The following is a 15,902-nucleotide window of genomic DNA, read 5'->3' on the forward strand; positions in this document are numbered from 1 at the left end:
AAGCCGTCGTGTCGCTTACCCTTCAGCCTTCATGGCCGCCCTGAGCGGTCGCCCCGGGTCTGACGATTGGCCCGGGACCGTGTGGATCCGGGGGGACACGCATGACTGCCGTCATCGACGACGCCGCAGCCATTCTCGAGCGCGAGGTGCGTGAGCTCGTGCGCCGCCGCGGCCTCGATCCGGTGCGGGAGCGCGCTGCGCTCGACCGTCTCGTGTCGGACGCCGTCGGCGACTACGCCGAGCGCACCGCGCGCGGGCTCGTGCCCGCCCTGCCCGACGCCGGGGACGCGGCGCGCTCCGTCGTCGACTCGCTGGCCGGGCTCGGGCCGCTCCAGCAGTACCTGGACGACCCGACCGTCGAGGAGATCTGGCTCAACTCGCCGGCCCAGGTGTTCGTCGCGCGCAGCGGCGTGCCCGAGCTCACGACGACCATCCTCACCGCGCAGCAGGTGCGCGACCTCGTGGAGAGGATGCTCAAGGCGAGCGGGCGCCGCCTGGACCTCAGCTCGCCGTTCGTGGACGCGGCGCTGCCCGACGGGTCGCGGCTGCACGTCGTCATCCCGGACGTCACGCGCGAGCACATGGCCGTCAACATCCGCAAGCACGTGGTGCGCGCCAGCCGCCTGGAACACCTGGTGCGGCTCGGCTCCCTCACCCCGCACGCGGCAGCGTTCCTCGACGCGGCCGTGCGTGCCGGCCTCAACATCCTCGTCGCGGGGGCGACCCAGGCGGGCAAGACGACGATGCTCAACGCGCTCGCCGGCTCGATCCCGGCCTCGCAGCGCGTGATCACCGCCGAGGAGGTGTTCGAGCTCCGGCTCGACGTCCGCGACATCGTCGCGATGCAGTGCCGCCAGCCGTCGCTCGAGGGCACGGGCGAGATCCCGCTGCGCCGCCTCGTCAAGGAGGCGCTGCGCATGCGCCCCGACCGGATCGTGGTCGGCGAGGTGCGCGAGGCCGAGAGCTTCGACCTGCTCGTGGCTCTCAACAGCGGAGTTCCTGGCCTCTGCACGATCCATGCCAACAGCGCCCGGGAGGCCGTGACCAAGCTGTGCACGCTCCCGCTGCTTGCGGGCGAGAACGTCACGCACCACTTCGTCGTGCCGACCGTGGCGAGCGCCGTCGACGTCGTCGTGCACCTGGGCGTCACGCCCGACGGCGCGCGACAGGTCCGCGAGATCGTCGCCGTGACCGGGCGCGTCGAGGAGGGGCGGGTCGAGACCGCCGGGCTGTTCCACCGGCAGCCCGAAGCGCTCGGCGGGCGGCTGGTGCGCGGCGACGGGTTCCCGCCCGGAGACGAGCGATTCGCGCGGGCCGGGATCGACGTGCGCGCGCTGCTCGCGGGCGCGGTGGCCTGACGTGGGGGTTCTCGCGGGCCTCGTGCTCGGTCTCGGGCTGTTCTGCGTGTGGTGGTCGTTCTGGGTGCCGGACGACGGCCCGCGCCGGACCTCCGTGCGGCGGGCGCGCACCCAGGACCTGCTGGTGCAGGCCGGAGCCGCGTCGGTCACGCCGGGCGCCTTGTACGGGGCGAGCGCGATGCTCGCCGTCGTCGTGCTGCTGACCGTGTTCGCGACCACGCGGTCGCCCGCGATCGGCCTGTGCTTCGCCGCCATGGCCGCGGCAGCGCCGTCGGCCCTCGTCGCGGCGCGGGCGCGCAAACGGCGCAGGGGGCTGCGCGAGGTGTGGCCCGAGGTCGTCGACCACCTGGCATCCGGGGTGCGGGCGGGGCTGTCGCTGCCCGAGGCCGTGGGACAGCTCGGCGAGCGCGGGCCGGTCGAGCTGCGCGAGCCGTTCGCCCGGTTCGCCGCCGACTACCGCGCGACCGGGCGGTTCGCGGAAAGCCTCGACCTGCTCAAGGCCCGGCTGGCAGACCCGGTCGCGGACCGGATCATCGAGGCGCTGCGGCTGACCCGGGAGGTCGGCGGGTCTGACCTCGGGCGTCTGCTACGGACGCTGTCGACGTTCCTGCGCGAGGACGCACGGACGCGCGGCGAGCTCGAGGCGCGGCAGTCGTGGACCGTCAGCGGCGCTCGGCTCGCCGCAGCCGGGCCATGGGTCGTGCTCGCGTTCCTCGCGACGCGGCCGGAGACCGCCCGAGCGTACGACTCCCCCGCAGGCGTGCTGGTGCTCGCAGGCGGGGCAGCGTGCTCGGTGGTCGCCTACCGGCTCATGCTCCGGATCGGGCGGCTGCCCGAGGAAGGGCGGGTGCTGCGATGAGCGTCTGGGCATCCCCGACGGGCGCGCTCATCGGGCTGCTGGGCGGTATCGGCCTCGTGCTCGTGGTCGCGGGCGTCCGCGGACGGCGCATCACGCTCGACGAGCGCCTGGCCCCGGCGCTGCGGCCGCGCGACGCGACCAGCGGGCTCCTGCGCGAGCAGCCGGTGCGCTCGCCGTTCCCCGTCGTCGAGCGGCTGCTCGCGCCGTGGATCGCGGACGTCGCGCACTGGTTCGAGCGGCTGGGCTCGCCGCGGGCCGAGGTGCGGCGGCGGCTGGACCGCGCGGGCTCGGCGGAGAACGTGGACCAGTTCCGCGCCCGGCAGGTCGTGTGGACCGTCGCCGGCCTCGGCGCCGGCCTCGCCCTGGCCCTGCTCATCGGCGCGGCGCGGGGATTCGCCCCGCTGCCCCTCGCGCTGCTGGTCACGATCTGCGGGGCCAGCGGGTTCGCGACGTGCGACCAGCTGCTCACGCGGCAGATCGGGCAACGCGAGGAACGCATGGTCGCCGAGTTCCCGACGGTCGCCGAGCTGCTCGCGCTCGCCGTGACCGCGGGCGAGTCGCCCCTCTCCGCGCTCGAGCGCGTCGCTGCGACCGCACGCGGGGAGCTCTCCACCGAGATCCGCCGCATGCTCGCCGACGTCCGTGCGGGCGCGCCGATCGGGCTCGCGTTGACCGACATGGCCGACCGGACCGGGCTGCCGTCGCTGACGCGGTTCGCCGAGGGGGTGGCCGTCGCGCTCGAGCGCGGCACGCCTCTCGCCGAAGTTCTGCGTGCCCAGGCCCAGGACGTCCGCGAGTCGGGGCGCCGCGCCCTCATGGAGGCGGGCGGGCGCAAGGAGGTCCTCATGCTCGTCCCGGTCGTCTTCCTCATCCTCCCCATCACGGTGGTCTTCGCCGTGTTCCCGTCCCTGGCCACTCTGCGCGTCGGCCTGTGACACCCGCACGACCCACACCGTCGCAAGTACCGAAAGGAACCACCATGCACAACCTCGACACCGCGATCCCGTCCGAGACACCCGCCGCGGGCGCCGCCCCCGTCACCAGCGCCACGGCCCTCCCGGACGCCCTGGACCCCGAGCGCGGCGACGTGCCCGGCTGGGTCCTGGTCACCCTGATGACGGCCGGACTGGTGGTCGCGCTCTGGGCGATCGCCGGACCACTGCTCGAGGACGCGTTCACCCAGGCGATCTCGAGCGTCACGGGCCGGTGACCGCGCGGGCCTCCGGCGCCGAGCGCGGATCGGCCGTCGCCGAGTTCGCGATGGTCGCCGGGCTCGTCGTCGCGCTGTTCCTCGGTGTGGTGCAGGTCGCGCTCGTGCAGCACACGCGCGCCCTGGTCATCGACGCCGCGGCCGAGGGTGCGCGGCTCGCCGCGCGCGCCGACCGTGGTCCCGACGACGGCGTTGCCCGCACGCGCGAGCTCATCACCGAGTCGCTGTCGGCCAGGTACGCCGACGACGTCCACGCCTCGACGACGACACGGGCCGGGCTGCCGGTGGTGGAGGTGACGGTGCGCGCGCCGCTCCCGGTGGTCGGCCTGCTCGGGCCGACCGGGACGATGGTCGTGGCGGGCCACGCACTCGAGGAGGGGCGATGACGCCGCCGCCCTCCGCCGAGCGCGGCTCCGCCGTCGTCGAGTTCATCGGCACCACGGTGCTGCTGCTGATCCCGCTTCTGTACCTGGTGCTGACCGTCGGTCGCCTGCAGGCCGGCGCGTTCGCCGTCGACGGCGGTGCCCGCGAGGCGGCGCGCGCCGTCGTCACGGCGTCGTCGTCCGACGACGGCGCCGCGCGTGCCCGCGTCGCAGTGGCGATCGCGCTGGAGGACCAGGGTTTCGACCCGCAGCCGGCGCTGAGCGGGGAGGCCGTCCAGGTCGCGTGCTCCAAGGACCCGTGCCTGAGCCCGGGTGGCACCGTGACGGCGACCGTGCGGGCCTCGGTGCCGCTCCCGTTCGTCCCCGAGCTCTTGCGCTCGTGGGTTCCGCTCGAGGTACCCGTGGAGTCGCGCTACCGCACGACCGTCGACCAGTTCGCGGAGGCCCGATGAGCGCGCCAGGCCGCCGGGAGGCGGCTGGGCCGGACCCGGAGGACGGGCGGATCCTCCTGCTCACGCTCGGCTTCGTCGTCGTCGGACTCATGCTCGTCGCGATGATCGCCTCCGCGACGGCCGTGCACCTCGACCACAAGCGGCTCTACAACCTTGCCGACCTGCTGGCCACCAGCGCCGCCGACGCCACGCCACCCGGGCAGCACCTCGTCGCCGGCGCGCCCGAGGCCGGAGGCGGAGGGCTCGCGCTGACCGACGCGGATGTCGCCCGGGCAGTCATCGACGAGCTCGAGGCGTACCCGTTCCCGGACCAGCTGCCCCGGCAGCTGCGGGTCGTCGAGGCCGACTCACCCGACGGGCGGACCGCGCGCGTGACGCTGAGCGCGACCTCGCACCCGCCGCTGCTCGCCTGGTTCACACGGACGGTCGGGCACGGGTACACGATCGCTGCGACGTCCACCGCGCGCGCCGTGACGGGCGGACCATGACGGGTCGACGAGCGAGATGTCCTGCTGCGGGCCGCGGCGGGACTGACGCGGGTCCGGCTACGGCGCGCTCTCCTCGAGCTTGGTGTCCAGGTCGTGGTAGAGCGACTCCGCGATGGTGAACGGCCGGTGCTCCACGGCGCGGGCCAGCGCCAGCTGAGCGACGACGACCTCGCGCGCGGCCCGGGTGACCGGCCCGTCGCCGTCCGGGAGCGGGACCACCGTCAGGTGCCCGCTCGTCGCGGCCGACACCCGCTCGGGGAACGCCGTGAGCGCGACGACGTCGCACCCGTGCGCGAGGAGCGGCTCGACGAGGGACAGCTCGCGGCCGTCGCCGAAGAGCACCACCGCGACGCCGTCGTGCGCCGCCTCGATCGGGCCGTGGGCGTACTGGCCGGTATCGAACGCGGCGGCCGGGACGCGGATGCCCTCCCGGAGCATGAGCGCGGTCTCGCTGGCCGTTGCGAACGACGGCCCGGCGCCCACGCAGTCGACGGCACGCGCGGCCGCCAGCACATCGCCGACGTGGGACGCGACGTCGGCGTACCGCGCGAGCGCGACCTCGACTGCGGCCGGGATCGCGGCCGGGTCGTCGGCCGGCACGCCCTGCCGACGCAGCAGCACGGCGTAGGCGAGCAGCGTCGCCGTGTAGCCCACCGTGTAGACGGGTGAGTCGTCGAACCCGCCCAGGCCCAGCGCGGCGTCCGTGACCTCGGCGACCTGGGCCTCAGGGAAGTTGCTGATCGTCACGCGCTCACCGGCGGTCAGCCCGCGGGCCGCGGCGATCGGCTCGGGGCTGCGCCCGGACTCGCTCACGAGCACGTAGTGGTCGGCGGGCTGGAACCCGGGGCGAACCTCGGACGCCGTGAGGTTGGCGAACCGCAGGCCCGCGTCTGCGAGCACCGGTCCCAGCACCCAGGCCGAGTGCGTCGAGGCGCCCATCGCGACCACCGCCACCGTCTGGCCGGGCAGCCAGGGCGGCAGCGCCGCGTCGGCGGCGTCGCGCTCCAACCGCTCCAGCGCGGCACGCAGGTGCTGCGGCTGCGTGCGCACGGCCTCGACGTAGTCCGCTCGGTAGGCCATCGAACCTCCTGTGTGTCGCGGCGCGGCGTCAGCCCTTGACGGCGCCGGTGCCCATCCCGCTGACCACATAGCGCTGGCCGGCCACGGCGATGACGAGGGCGGGCAACGCGGCGAGGAACCCGCCGGCGGCCACCAGCCCGAAGTCGGTGGTGTACCTCCCGGAGAACTCGCTGATCGCGACGGGCAGCGTCTTGGACGCGTCCGTCGAGGTGAAGATGAGCGCGTACATGAACTCGTCCCAGGCCAGGAGGAACGCGAACATGATCGCGGCGAACAGGCCGGGCCGAGCGCTCGGCAGCACGACGTGCCACAACGCTCCCAGGCGGGTGGCCCCGTCGACGCGGGCCGCGTCCTCGAGCTCCTCCGGGATCGTCGTGAAGTAGTTCGCCAGGATCCACAGCACGAACGGCACGACGAGCGACAGGTCCACGATGACGAGGCCCAGCCGGTTGTCGAGCAGGCCCGCCGCGCTGAGGATCAGGTACAGCGGGATGAGCAGCGCGATCTGCGGCAGCATGTACGTGGCCAGGAGCAGCATCAGCACCGCGCCGCGGAACCGGAACCGCAGGCGGGCGAACGCGTAGGCACCCAGCACGCCGACGACGATCGCTGCCGCCACCGTCGCCGTCGCGACGACGAGCGAGTTGCCCATGGCCGCGCGGAACGTCGCCCCGGCCGAGCGGGAACCACCCCGGAAGATCTCGGCGTACCGGCTCCAGTCGAGCTCGTCGGGGATCCACTGCAGCGGCCGCGAGATGAGGATGCGCTGCGGCGTCACGCTCGCCATCACCATCCAGGCGACGGGCGCAAGGATGGCGATCGACACGAGCGTGACGCCCGTGTAGACGACCGCGAGGTAGCGGCGCCGCGCGCTGCTCAGGCGGTGCCGCACGCGGGTGGGAGGGCTCGTCACAGCAGGCTCATCTCCGATCGGCGCAGCGTGCGCAGGTACACGGTGGTCAGTCCGAGGATCACGAGGACGATGAGGTAGGACAGCGCGGACCCCAGCCCGAACCGCTGGTCGGAGAACGCCGTCGTGTAGGCGTAGAAGGAGATGGTCTGCGTGCTGTTGACGGGCCCGCCGCGGGTCATCGCGTAGATGATGTCGAACACCTTGAACGCCTCGATCGTGCGCAGCACCAGGACGATCGAGATCGACGGCACCAGCAGCGGCAGCACGATCGAGCGGAAGATCCGCGGCCAGCTCGCGCGGTCGATGCGCGCGGCCTCGTAGAGGTCGGACGGGATCGACGTCAGGCCGGCGAGCAGGAAGAACGCGACCAGCGGCGTCGTCTTCCACACGTCGGCGAGGATCACCAGGTTCAGGGCGGTGCTCGGGTCGCCGAGCCAGTTGTGATAGTCGTCGATCAGGTGCAGCTGCGTCAGCAGCGCGTTGAGCGACCCGTACTGGGCGTTCAGGATGCCCTTCCACATGGCGGCGTTGACGATCGTCGGCAGTGCCCAGGGGATGACGACGATGGTGCGGAACAACCAGCGGCCGGGGAACCGTGCGTTGAGCAGACCTGCGACGCACATGCCGAGCACCAGCTCGAACGTCGTCGAGACGATCGTGAAGTACAGCGTGCGGCCGACCGCGCCCCAGAAGCTGGGCGACGTGAGCACCTCGACGTAGTTGCCGAACCCGACGAACGGCGTCGACGTGGCCAGTGCGGAGTCGACCTGGAAGAACGAGATCAGCAGGGTGCGCAGCGTGGGGTAGACGACCACCCCGAGCACGGCGACGAGAGCCGGAAGCAGCAGCCAGAACGCCAGGTAGCCCTGGGTGTGGCGCAACTTCTTGCGGCGCGGCACATAGGTGCCGGCCTCCGTGGGCGCCGTCGTGCTCGGGGCGGTCATCGATCGCCTACTTCAGGGCGTTGGCCTGGGCGACGGCGTCATCCATCGCCTGCTGCGGCGACTTCTTGCCGAGCAGCGCGTTCTGGATCTCGACCTGGAGGATCTGGGACACCGCGGTGTAGTTGGGCACCTCGGGCCGGGCGATCATCGAGTCGTAGGCGACGCCGGCGGCCTTGAACACCTCCGGGTTGGTCTTCGTGACGTTCGCGTCCTGGTAGGACGACTTCCAGTTCGGCATCGTGCTGGTGGCGAACTGGTCCTGGACCTGCTGGCTGCTGATGTACTCGATGAACTTCCACGCGGCGTCGGCGTGCTTGGAGCGCGCGCCGATCGAGAGCGCCATCGAGCCGTTCACGCCCGGGTTGTCGCCGGAGGAACCCTTCGGGGTGGCCATGACGTGGACCTGGTCGACCACCTGCGAGATCGACTTGTCGTTGAGGTCGCGCAGCGTCGACTCCCAGTTGAGCGCCATCGCGGTGCTGCCCGAGGCCATCGCCTTGTTGACGTCGTCCTCGAGCATCGAGGTCGACGCCGGGTCGGTGAGACCGTCGTCGATGGTCTTCTTCATCCACTCCAGCGCCTGCACGCCCGGACCCTTGTTGACGACGAGCTTGCCGGAGTCGTCGGTGAAGTTGCCGCCCATGGAGCCGAGGATCTGCGCGTAGTCGCAGATGAGAGCCTCGGCCTGGGCCCAGCTCCACGACAGCGGGTACTTCACCACGCCCGCGTCCTTGAGCTTCTTCGCGACGCTGAGCACGCCGTCCCAGGTCTGGATGTCGGCCTCGGTGGCGCCGACCTTCGAGAGCAGGTCGGCGTTGTAGTAGAAGAGCTTGGTCGACGGGTACCACGGCACGCCGTAGAACTTGTCCTGGTACAGCGCCGACGCCATCGCGCCGCCCTGCATCTCGTCCTTCCACTTCGCCGGGATGCGGTCGGTGACGTCCTGGACGATGCCCTTGGTCGCGAACTCGGCCGGCCAGATGACGTCGATGAGCACGACGTCGTAGGTGCCCGCCGGCGCGGACGTGACGATCTTGTCGTGCAGCGCCTCGTACGCGACGAACGCCGGCTTCACGGTGATGCCGGGGTTGTCCTTCTGGAACCCGTCGACCATCTTCGCGACGTCGTCCTCGGTATAGCCGGCCTGCTTCATGAACAGCGCGTTGATCGTCACCGGGCCCGTGTCGCTGCCGCTGGCCTGGCCCCCGCCGCCGCCGCCCGTGACGCTGCAGCTCGCGAGCACCAGGGCAGATGCAGTCGCCGCCGCCGCGGCGACTGTGCCGCGGATCCTTCGTGTCCTCATGGTGTCCTCCGCTTCGTCGTCGAACCTTCGGTCCTGTCACTGTTCCTCTCGCCGTCGAGCGGAAGAAGCGTGGCGTATAGCAGTCTGCCGCGTGGAGTCCCGGAACGTAGGCTCCTGGTGCCGCGAGGTTTGTCCACAGGCAGTTTTCAGACACGCCGGCACGTCATCTACCCTTGCCTCCGCACGGCAGCCAGGGGCCGCCGCGCGGGCCCCTACGCGGGCCAAGCCATTGGGATTCAGGGGGAACCACATGACTGCCGTCATCGACGACGCCGCAGCCATCCTCGAGCGCGAGGTACGCGAGCTCGTGCGCCGCCGCGGCCTCGACCCGGTGCGGGAGCGCGCCGCGCTCGACCGCCTCGTGTCGGACGCCGTCGGCGACTACGCCGAGCGCACCGCGCGCGGGCTCGTGCCCGCCCTGCCCGACGCCGGGGACGCGGCGCGCGCCGTCGTCGACTCGCTGGCCGGGCTCGGGCCGCTGCAGCAGTACCTGGACGACCCCACCGTCGAGGAGATCTGGCTCAACTCCCCGTCAAATGCTGGTTAGTAGTTGCTTTCGGGGGGACCTCCGAGCCGTCGGCGCTAGTCGAAGAGGCTATCTACGCCCTGGAGGTCGAGCAGCCTGTAGGAGCGGCGGCCGATCTTGCCTGACTTGTGCAGCACCTGCGTCCGTTCAAGAGTCGCCACGACGCGCTCACCGATGTAGTCACGGACCTCCGCGAGCTTGTCCTCGTCGAGTGCTCCACTGATGTCCGGCCCGTTCTCCGTCTCGAGATAGAACAGTCGTCGGCTCGTGCGCATGCCGTCAAGCACGCCTTCGACGATCTCGCCCTTGCGGTCGACGTTTGACTCGCTGAGTGCGGTCTCAAGCACATCGGCCTGGTCATGCGACAGTGTCGAGACGGCGATGACCCGGTCGCCGGCCGAGAACTTCATCCCCAGGCCCGTGTCCGTCTCCTTGACCGCCGACACGAGGTCGCTGATGGCTGCACGTTCGGTCACATGCCGGGCGAGCACAGCATCGAGTGCGCGGTCATCGTCCGTCGACTCGGGAAGGATCTCGAACAAGTCCAGCACAGCGCGCTCGGAGAGCGTCTGGACGCGCTCGTCGAAGAGTGCACCTTCCGGGGGCGCCACCTCGGGGAACCCAAAGTAGAGCAGGTTCCCGATCTGCCCCCGTGGGACGAGCGGTGCCGCCTCACGGTATTGCTTGCGCGATTGGGATGTACTCGTCCTCGGATCTTGGATGAGGTGGCCGATCTTCGCCGTCGCATCCTGCAACGCGAGCGACACCCGTGCGGTGTCGTAAGCGTCCACTTTCTCCACGTTTAGCTCGACCGTGACGAGTGGAGCCGCGGGGCGAGGGAAGAACTTGGCCTCCGCCGCGTGGAGGGACGCGTAGGCGATCTTGTCAAGCCACGTACGACGAGGCGCGGAGCGCATGGCATCGAGCAGCGGGTTGCTCACCACGTCACCTCCACGAATCCCTTGACCTCACCTTCCTGGATGATCCCATCCCGCTTGACCCCCGACCAGGTGTCGAACCAGGAGGAGCTCTGTTCAGGGCGCCCGAGGAAGCCGAGAAGGCCGCCATCCTCGTGGCCTACGGGACCCTCTAGGAGGCCCTGGAGGCCTGGACCGAGGACCGCAACACGGCCCGCCCGACGACGTCGCCCAGGCCCTCGCCCCGCGACTCGTGGCCGCGCTGACGACCTCGGCGCTTCTGGCGGTCCAGGAGGCCAGGGTCGCGGGCCTGGACCACGCCCAGGTCTTCGAGGCCTACTGCCACGCCCAGGACGTTAGGACGCAGACCCAGCGGTGACGAACCTCCCGGACTGGACGCCTGATGGGCTGCTGCCGCCGGGGCGCATCGGGCCACGTTGTCAGACGTCTACGGCAGGCTGGTTCTGGACGCACCCAACCGCGAGCATCGGGAGGTGCTCTTCGGCGCAGCGCCGGGAGCGGTCGCGTGCTGGGCCTCCAGGGCGGCGAGATTGGAGCCGGTGGAGGTGGCCTCCTGGAGGCGGCTACGGGCGGCAAGGAGCGCGGCAGCGGGCGTCATGGCGGGGAGTGCAGGCCGAGGCTCTGACGCGGGCTCCTGGGGTTTGTCAGGACCGGTGCGCTCGCCGTTCCCCGTCGTCGAGCGGCTGCTCGCGCCGTGGATCGCGGACGTCGCGCACTGGTTCGAGCGGTTGGGCTCGCCGCGGGCCGAAGTGCGGCGGCGGCTGGACCGCGCGGGCTCGGCGGAGAGCGTGGACCAGTTCCGCGCCCGGCAGGTCGTGTGGACCGTCGCCGGGCTCGGCGCCGGCCTCGCCCTGGCCCTGCTCATCGGCGCGGCGCGGGGATTCGCCCCGCTGCCCCTCGCGCTGCTGGTCACGATCTGCGGGGCCAGCGGGTTCGCGACGTGCGACCAGCTGCTCACGCGGCAGATCGGGCAACGCGAGGAACGCATGGTCGCCGAGTTCCCGACGGTCGCCGAGCTGCTCGCGCTCGCCGTGACCGCGGGCGAGTCGCCCCTCTCCGCGCTCGAGCGCGTCGCTGCGACCGCACGCGGGGAGCTCTCCACCGAGATCCGCCGCATGCTCGCCGACGTCCGTGCGGGCGCGCCGATCGGGCTCGCGCTGACCGACATGGCCGACCGGACCGGGCTGCCGTCGCTGACGCGGTTCGCCGAGGGGGTGGCCGTCGCGCTCGAGCGCGGCACGCCTCTCGCCGAAGTTCTGCGTGCCCAGGCGCATGCGTGATCCCTGAGATACCGATTGAACAGGAACGACACCCCGACCGGCGCTGCGCGAAGCGCCGGTGACGTCGCACGTCACTCCCTGTAGGCGCGCTCGGCAGGGAAGACCTCCAGTACGGCTGCGCACGAATTTGTCAGCCGTTCGAGCGGAGACAACGCGGAGCCGCGCCGACCTACTCCAGTTTCTCTCGATCACCCTCATGCCGTCTTCGAAGCTCTGCCATGCCGTCATCGGCTCGCATGCTTGGCGGAACAAGAAACTGCGGCTTGTTGTAGTACATGATCGAAAGAATCAGCACTCCCGCAATAACTAATATCACGGCACCGAAAATCCCGATCACGATCGGAACAACGTCACCGACTCCCGGCCAACGCGCGACTAGAAACGCCGAGAAGAACACTCCGATACCCGCCGAGAGCAGCGCGGTCGGAACGAGCGCGCGAGCTCCTGCGCGCCCCGTGTGTGGCCGAAGCACCGCCATCCCCTCGGCCGTCCGCTCAACATACTTTGGATCACGCCATGCGCGGAACGCGACGGCCACCCCAATTCCAGCGAGGAGAAGGGAGAAAGTGATAGCCGACCAGCCGAACCACGAGGGCAGATTCCAGCCAGCGGTCGCCTCGGGAGCGCTGAGCACGTACATCTTCCACGTCATTTCCGGGTCTCCTGCCAGTCTTGCGCTATCCACGCATCAGCTTTGTCAGAGGCGACCGTCGATAGGCCCGCAAAAGCGAGCGATAAGGCGATCGTACCCACGCCGTAGCCGACGAGGGTGCCACCTCCGGCGGCGCGTGGTGGTGCGGAGCCGGTAGGAGTCGGTGCCGGTCTGCAGGATGTGGGCGGGACGGAGTAGTACGCCTGGCGCACGCACACCCTGGAGCGGGAGTCGACCTTCGCCGTCAGGAGCGTCGCGGCGTCGAACGGCTCGCCGGGCAGCGCCATCAGCATGCACGCCTCGGCGGCGGCCTCGACGCCCACGGCCGTCTTGTGCCCGGTGATCACACGGGCGTCGTCCGCCACGTCGCCAGCGCCGATCAGATCGTTCAGGACGGCCATCGAGGCCACGTCCGGGACCGGCACCAGGTGCGTGCGCCGGAACCGAACGATCTCGCCCTCGATGCCGCCCTTCTCGTGCGCGCCGTCCTTGCCCGGAACGCAGAAGAACGACTCGAACCCGTAGTGCGAGCGCAGCGCGGTGAACCGGTCGTTCTCCACCCGGTCACGGCCCTTGAGGATCCGCACCACGGCAGGCTTCAAATTGTCGTACCGAACCCGGGCCGGCACCCCGCCCAGAGCAGCGAACGCCCGCACATGCCCCTCGAGGAACGCCTCTTGCGCCTGGTTCGCGAACCCGTGATGGAACGCCTTGCCCGACGCCGACAGCCGCATCGCGAACATCCAGACCTTCAGGTCCGCCCCGGCCAGCCGGACGTGGAACTCCCCGAAGTCGACCTCGGCCTCCGCACCCGCCACGTGCGCCTGCGGGACGAACACCTCGACCCGGTCCAGTCCCAGCTCCCGGCGCCGTACCGCCACCCACCTCGAGACCGTCACCTCCGAGCGACCGCGCCGTGCTCGGTCACGAGCCGCTGCCACACCCGCCGAGCCGTGTGCCGCTGCTTACGGGCCACGTCCTGGTCCGCGAGCAGCCACGCGTCGATGACCTGCTTCCACGGCTCGATCGCCGGCCGACCCCCGCGGGCTGTACTCCTTACGCGGCGGCGGAGTCGCCGACGCCAACGCCTGGCGAACCGTGCGCCGATGCACACCGTGCCGCTCCGCGAGCTCCCGGATCGAGAGCCCCTCCCGACGGTGATCGACCCGGATCTCCTCGAACAGCTCCACCCTGGACCTGACCATCCCGACCTCCCCGACAACGACGTCGAGAAGATCTGAAACCGGGGCGGGGCCGAAATTCGTGACGACACGCAGCCCCGCCCACCCGCGAGCTCACCGCCCCGGGTGGAGCCAAGATTCGTGAAGAAACCGGCACCAGATGGGGCCACATCAGGTGACCACACTCATGCTCGGTCGAAGTCGACCAAGGCCACCACGGCTGAGCAGAGGCCCAAGGTCCGATCCCGCAACAGAATGGTGCCGTGACTCGTAAGCGCACCGAGGAAGCCTGGGCCGCCGCATGTATCGAGGCGGCGTTGCCCGGTGTGACCATCAAGTGCCACGACGACAACAGCCGGAGAAGCATGCACGACTTCGACCTTGTTCGCGACGGAGTCGTCTTCGGCGCCTGCGAGGTCACCACTGTCACCGACCGCACCGCCCTTGAGACATGGCTGGCCCCTCGCAAGGCGGGGTGCTGGACCGAACCTGGCGTTGCTGGAGCCTGGGCCCTGGCGCTCACACCAACGTGCAACGTCAATGAGCTCAGAAGGCTGGCGCCGCCGCTAATCCGGCGCCTAGCGGCGGACCCGTCCGATCGGGACGCTACGTCGAGCCTGCAGGCGCTCGGGGTGGTCGACTACTTTCACAGCCCCACGACTTCCTTCCCAGGCAGCATTTACACCACCGTAGAACGCGCCCCCGCGATGACCGGTGGGTTCGAGTCCGAGAACGGCGATGGGCTGGTCAGGTGGTTCGACGAGTGGGTGCACACGCCCGCGCAGGAGCACAACATCGACAAGCTCCGTGCGGCGCACCGACCGGAGGCGCACCTTTTCCTCCCGTTCCCGGCGCTCTCGTCAGCACCATTCACGGCCATCGACGTGCTCGTCCGAGACGACGGACCACTGCCCACGGTCGCCCCTCGCATGCCTGACGGGGTCACCCACGTCTGGTTCATGAGCATGTTGACAGCCGGAGCCGTCTTCCGCTGGGGTCCGTCCGGCTGGGAGCGTTCGCCCAAGCCACGGCCTCCCAGGATCTGAGACCAGACGCTGAGATGTGTTCTCGCCAGCGCGACCACCGCTGACTGGGGATCGTCTGCGACACTAGAACGTGTGTTCGATCAGGCCTCGCAGCACTGGGAGCAGGACTGGCAGCAGATCGTCAACGAGCTGCCGGTCCCGGCCCGCCGCACGCAGGTCGACTGTGACATCCCTGTGACGGCGCTGATCGTGTGGGAGCGCGACGGTGAGGAGCAGCTCGCGACGCGTGCCGTTGCGTACACGACCCGCGCGGTGCTCGTCGAGGTGCTCGACCGCCGCCGGTGGATCAACTGCATGTGGCTCGCGCCCGCGGACGTGCGCCGCAGATGGACCCGCGGCACGGAAGTCCGGCCAGCACCTCGGTGATGTGCGCCGCTACGTGCCGCGCTGCCACCGTCACCCGTAGACTCCCCGAGTCGTTCGGTGTCGTGGGCAGGGAGGATGCGTTGAGCTCTGACGATCGCTGGATCGCGTTCATCGATGAGTCAGCCGACAGGGACATCTACCGCATCGGCGCGCTCGTGATGTACGCGGGTCAGCGCCGGCTGCTCGCTGCCGATCTGGACGCTGTGATGGACCGCGCCGAGCGCGAGTTCGGCATCCCTGCGAGCACCGAGCTGCACGGCGTGGACATGTTCCAGGGCAAGGGCGCATGGCGCGACCTCCAGCCATGGCAGCGCATCAAGATCTATGGCGAGGCGCTGGATGTGATCGCGTTTCGTGCCGGGTGCCTCATCTTCGAGGCGATCGAGCGCGAGCCGTTCGCGCTTGCCTACGCGGGCCGCGGGTACAACGAGCACGAGGCTGCGCTGATGTACACGCTCGAGCGGATCGATGAGCGCGCGAGGGCTCGGCGCCAGGCCGCATACGTCTTCGCCGATGAGTGCCGCTTCGCCGCCTCAGTCGTCCGCTCGCTCGAGGACTTCAAGCGGGACGGCACATGGGGCTACCGCTCACGGAAGCTCGACCGCATCCTCAAGATCGAGTTCATCGACTCGGCGAAGCACCGGCAGATTCAGGCGGCGGACCTGGTCACCTACCTCAAGCAGCGCATCGCGAGCGGGCGCGACGACGCGCGGCCGAAGGTAGCGAACGCCAACGCGAAGCTCTGGTCGAAGATCGAGCAGAAGGTGGTCCGCGACCGCGTGTGGGCCCCGACCGTTCCGCCGGCCCCATACGCTCTGCGCCCAGACGCACAACGACCCCCGTCGCAGGACGGGGGTCGAGGGCTGGAAGCTCGGGGTCAAGCCCCTCTCGCTTAATAGAAGTCAAACACGTCGACACGCGTC

21 protein-coding genes are annotated in these 15,902 nt (G+C 70.5%); 13 read left to right on the forward strand and 8 right to left on the reverse strand.

Annotated elements, in window-relative coordinates; genetic code table 11:
• The first annotated feature begins 101 nt into the window (after positions 1–101).
• Genes ACO4JP_RS14415 through ACO4JP_RS14445 form a run of 7 tightly spaced genes read left to right on the forward strand, consistent with a single transcriptional unit; the run spans position 102 to position 4,750 of the window.
• Positions 102–1,358: a CpaF family protein gene (locus ACO4JP_RS14415; RefSeq protein WP_425954667.1), complete on the forward strand. Its 1,257-nt coding sequence runs from the start codon at positions 102–104 to the stop codon at positions 1,356–1,358.
• A gap of 1 nt (position 1,359) precedes the next feature.
• Entirely contained in the window at positions 1,360–2,217 is an 858-nt protein-coding gene (locus ACO4JP_RS14420; protein ID WP_425954668.1) for a type II secretion system F family protein, read from the forward strand.
• Positions 2,214–3,152, forward strand: coding sequence for a type II secretion system F family protein (locus tag ACO4JP_RS14425; RefSeq protein ID WP_425954669.1), 939 nt, complete (start codon positions 2,214–2,216; stop codon positions 3,150–3,152). Before ACO4JP_RS14420 ends, ACO4JP_RS14425 begins: the two co-directional genes overlap by 4 nt.
• Before the next feature lie 44 nt (positions 3,153–3,196).
• A complete protein-coding gene (locus ACO4JP_RS14430; RefSeq protein ID WP_425954670.1) occupies positions 3,197–3,427 on the forward strand; it encodes a hypothetical protein in 231 nt (76 codons plus the stop codon).
• A complete protein-coding gene (locus ACO4JP_RS14435) occupies positions 3,424–3,813 on the forward strand; it encodes a TadE family protein (protein ID WP_425954671.1) in 390 nt (129 codons plus the stop codon). Before ACO4JP_RS14430 ends, ACO4JP_RS14435 begins: the two co-directional genes overlap by 4 nt.
• Positions 3,810–4,262, forward strand: coding sequence for a pilus assembly protein (locus ACO4JP_RS14440; protein WP_425954672.1), 453 nt, complete (start codon positions 3,810–3,812; stop codon positions 4,260–4,262). The genes ACO4JP_RS14435 and ACO4JP_RS14440 overlap by 4 nt, the downstream gene beginning before the upstream one ends.
• On the forward strand, positions 4,259–4,750 hold the full coding sequence (locus ACO4JP_RS14445) for a hypothetical protein (protein ID WP_425954673.1): 492 nt from the start codon (positions 4,259–4,261) through the stop codon (positions 4,748–4,750). The genes ACO4JP_RS14440 and ACO4JP_RS14445 overlap by 4 nt, the downstream gene beginning before the upstream one ends.
• A 57-nt stretch (positions 4,751–4,807) precedes the next feature.
• Here ACO4JP_RS14445 and ACO4JP_RS14450 read toward each other — a convergent pair whose 3' ends face one another.
• Genes ACO4JP_RS14450 through ACO4JP_RS14465 form a run of 4 tightly spaced genes read right to left on the reverse strand, consistent with a single transcriptional unit; the run spans position 4,808 to position 8,990 of the window.
• Positions 4,808–5,830: an SIS domain-containing protein gene (locus ACO4JP_RS14450; protein WP_425954674.1), complete on the reverse strand. Its 1,023-nt coding sequence runs from the start codon at positions 5,828–5,830 to the stop codon at positions 4,808–4,810.
• A gap of 28 nt (positions 5,831–5,858) precedes the next feature.
• Positions 5,859–6,743, reverse strand: coding sequence for a carbohydrate ABC transporter permease (locus ACO4JP_RS14455; RefSeq protein WP_425954675.1), 885 nt, complete (start codon positions 6,741–6,743; stop codon positions 5,859–5,861).
• Positions 6,740–7,687 carry a carbohydrate ABC transporter permease gene (locus ACO4JP_RS14460; RefSeq protein WP_425954676.1) on the reverse strand — a complete coding sequence of 316 codons (948 nt, stop codon included), beginning with the start codon at positions 7,685–7,687 and terminating at the stop codon, positions 6,740–6,742. The genes ACO4JP_RS14455 and ACO4JP_RS14460 overlap by 4 nt, the downstream gene beginning before the upstream one ends.
• A 7-nt stretch (positions 7,688–7,694) precedes the next feature.
• Positions 7,695–8,990, reverse strand: coding sequence for an extracellular solute-binding protein (locus tag ACO4JP_RS14465; protein ID WP_425954677.1), 1,296 nt, complete (start codon positions 8,988–8,990; stop codon positions 7,695–7,697).
• A gap of 250 nt (positions 8,991–9,240) precedes the next feature.
• Here ACO4JP_RS14465 and ACO4JP_RS14470 point away from each other — a divergent pair, with 250 nt between their 5' ends.
• On the forward strand, positions 9,241–9,537 hold the full coding sequence (locus ACO4JP_RS14470) for a hypothetical protein (RefSeq protein WP_425954678.1): 297 nt from the start codon (positions 9,241–9,243) through the stop codon (positions 9,535–9,537).
• A 35-nt stretch (positions 9,538–9,572) separates the two neighbouring features.
• On the opposite strand, the gene ACO4JP_RS14475 is transcribed toward ACO4JP_RS14470, so the two are convergent.
• Complete coding sequence (locus tag ACO4JP_RS14475) at positions 9,573–10,457, reverse strand: hypothetical protein (protein ID WP_425954679.1); 885 nt, start codon at positions 10,455–10,457, stop codon at positions 9,573–9,575.
• 650 nt (positions 10,458–11,107) lie between these two features.
• On the opposite strand from ACO4JP_RS14475, the gene ACO4JP_RS14480 reads away from it, so the two are divergent.
• Complete coding sequence (locus ACO4JP_RS14480; protein ID WP_425954680.1) at positions 11,108–11,734, forward strand: type II secretion system F family protein; 627 nt, start codon at positions 11,108–11,110, stop codon at positions 11,732–11,734.
• Positions 11,735–11,903: 169 nt separating this feature from the next.
• Here the strand turns inward: ACO4JP_RS14480 and ACO4JP_RS14485 are convergent, their stop codons facing one another.
• From ACO4JP_RS14485 to ACO4JP_RS14495, 3 genes are all read right to left on the reverse strand, one after another.
• Complete coding sequence (locus tag ACO4JP_RS14485) at positions 11,904–12,386, reverse strand: hypothetical protein (protein ID WP_425954681.1); 483 nt, start codon at positions 12,384–12,386, stop codon at positions 11,904–11,906.
• Entirely contained in the window at positions 12,383–13,285 is a 903-nt protein-coding gene (locus ACO4JP_RS14490) for a hypothetical protein (RefSeq protein WP_425954682.1), read from the reverse strand. Before ACO4JP_RS14490 ends, ACO4JP_RS14485 begins: the two co-directional genes overlap by 4 nt.
• Positions 13,286–13,351: 66 nt before the next feature.
• Positions 13,352–13,525 carry a hypothetical protein gene (locus tag ACO4JP_RS14495; RefSeq protein ID WP_425957124.1) on the reverse strand — a complete coding sequence of 58 codons (174 nt, stop codon included), beginning with the start codon at positions 13,523–13,525 and terminating at the stop codon, positions 13,352–13,354.
• Between ACO4JP_RS14495 and ACO4JP_RS14500 the strand changes: the two genes are divergently transcribed.
• From ACO4JP_RS14500 to ACO4JP_RS14515, 4 genes are all read left to right on the forward strand, one after another.
• Positions 13,493–13,627: a hypothetical protein gene (locus ACO4JP_RS14500; RefSeq protein WP_425957147.1), complete on the forward strand. Its 135-nt coding sequence runs from the start codon at positions 13,493–13,495 to the stop codon at positions 13,625–13,627. The genes ACO4JP_RS14495 and ACO4JP_RS14500 overlap by 33 nt on opposite strands.
• 203 nt (positions 13,628–13,830) lie before the next feature.
• Positions 13,831–14,613 (forward strand): hypothetical protein, encoded by a 783-nt coding sequence (locus tag ACO4JP_RS14505; RefSeq protein WP_425954683.1) that lies wholly within the window; start codon positions 13,831–13,833, stop codon positions 14,611–14,613.
• A gap of 72 nt (positions 14,614–14,685) precedes the next feature.
• Positions 14,686–14,979: a hypothetical protein gene (locus ACO4JP_RS14510; protein WP_425954684.1), complete on the forward strand. Its 294-nt coding sequence runs from the start codon at positions 14,686–14,688 to the stop codon at positions 14,977–14,979.
• Positions 14,980–15,041: 62 nt separating this feature from the next.
• Positions 15,042–15,875, forward strand: a complete 834-nt coding sequence (locus ACO4JP_RS14515) for a DUF3800 domain-containing protein (RefSeq protein WP_425954685.1) — start codon at positions 15,042–15,044, stop codon at positions 15,873–15,875.
• Positions 15,876–15,902 lie beyond the last annotated feature (27 nt).

Source organism: Xylanimonas sp. McL0601 (assembly GCF_049852175.1).
In the GTDB taxonomy this organism is placed as follows: Bacteria; Actinomycetota; Actinomycetes; order Actinomycetales; family Cellulomonadaceae; genus Xylanimonas.

Excerpts from the sequence above, each read along its gene's own strand:
- ACO4JP_RS14425 (WP_425954669.1), top strand. The coding sequence starts at position 2,214 with ATGAGCGTCTGGGCATCCCCGACGGGCGCGCTCATCGGGCTGCTGGGC.
- ACO4JP_RS14485 (WP_425954681.1), bottom strand. The coding sequence starts at position 12,386 with ATGACGTGGAAGATGTACGTGCTCAGCGCTCCCGAGGCGACCGCTGGC.
- ACO4JP_RS14465 (WP_425954677.1), bottom strand. The coding sequence starts at position 8,990 with ATGAGGACACGAAGGATCCGCGGCACAGTCGCCGCGGCGGCGGCGACT.
- ACO4JP_RS14500 (WP_425957147.1), top strand. The coding sequence starts at position 13,493 with ATGCACACCGTGCCGCTCCGCGAGCTCCCGGATCGAGAGCCCCTCCCG.
- ACO4JP_RS14460 (WP_425954676.1), bottom strand. The coding sequence starts at position 7,687 with ATGACCGCCCCGAGCACGACGGCGCCCACGGAGGCCGGCACCTATGTG.
- ACO4JP_RS14415 (WP_425954667.1), top strand. The coding sequence starts at position 102 with ATGACTGCCGTCATCGACGACGCCGCAGCCATTCTCGAGCGCGAGGTG.
- ACO4JP_RS14450 (WP_425954674.1), bottom strand. The coding sequence starts at position 5,830 with ATGGCCTACCGAGCGGACTACGTCGAGGCCGTGCGCACGCAGCCGCAG.
- ACO4JP_RS14470 (WP_425954678.1), top strand. The coding sequence starts at position 9,241 with ATGACTGCCGTCATCGACGACGCCGCAGCCATCCTCGAGCGCGAGGTA.
- ACO4JP_RS14440 (WP_425954672.1), top strand. The coding sequence starts at position 3,810 with ATGACGCCGCCGCCCTCCGCCGAGCGCGGCTCCGCCGTCGTCGAGTTC.
- ACO4JP_RS14445 (WP_425954673.1), top strand. The coding sequence starts at position 4,259 with ATGAGCGCGCCAGGCCGCCGGGAGGCGGCTGGGCCGGACCCGGAGGAC.
- ACO4JP_RS14430 (WP_425954670.1), top strand. The coding sequence starts at position 3,197 with ATGCACAACCTCGACACCGCGATCCCGTCCGAGACACCCGCCGCGGGC.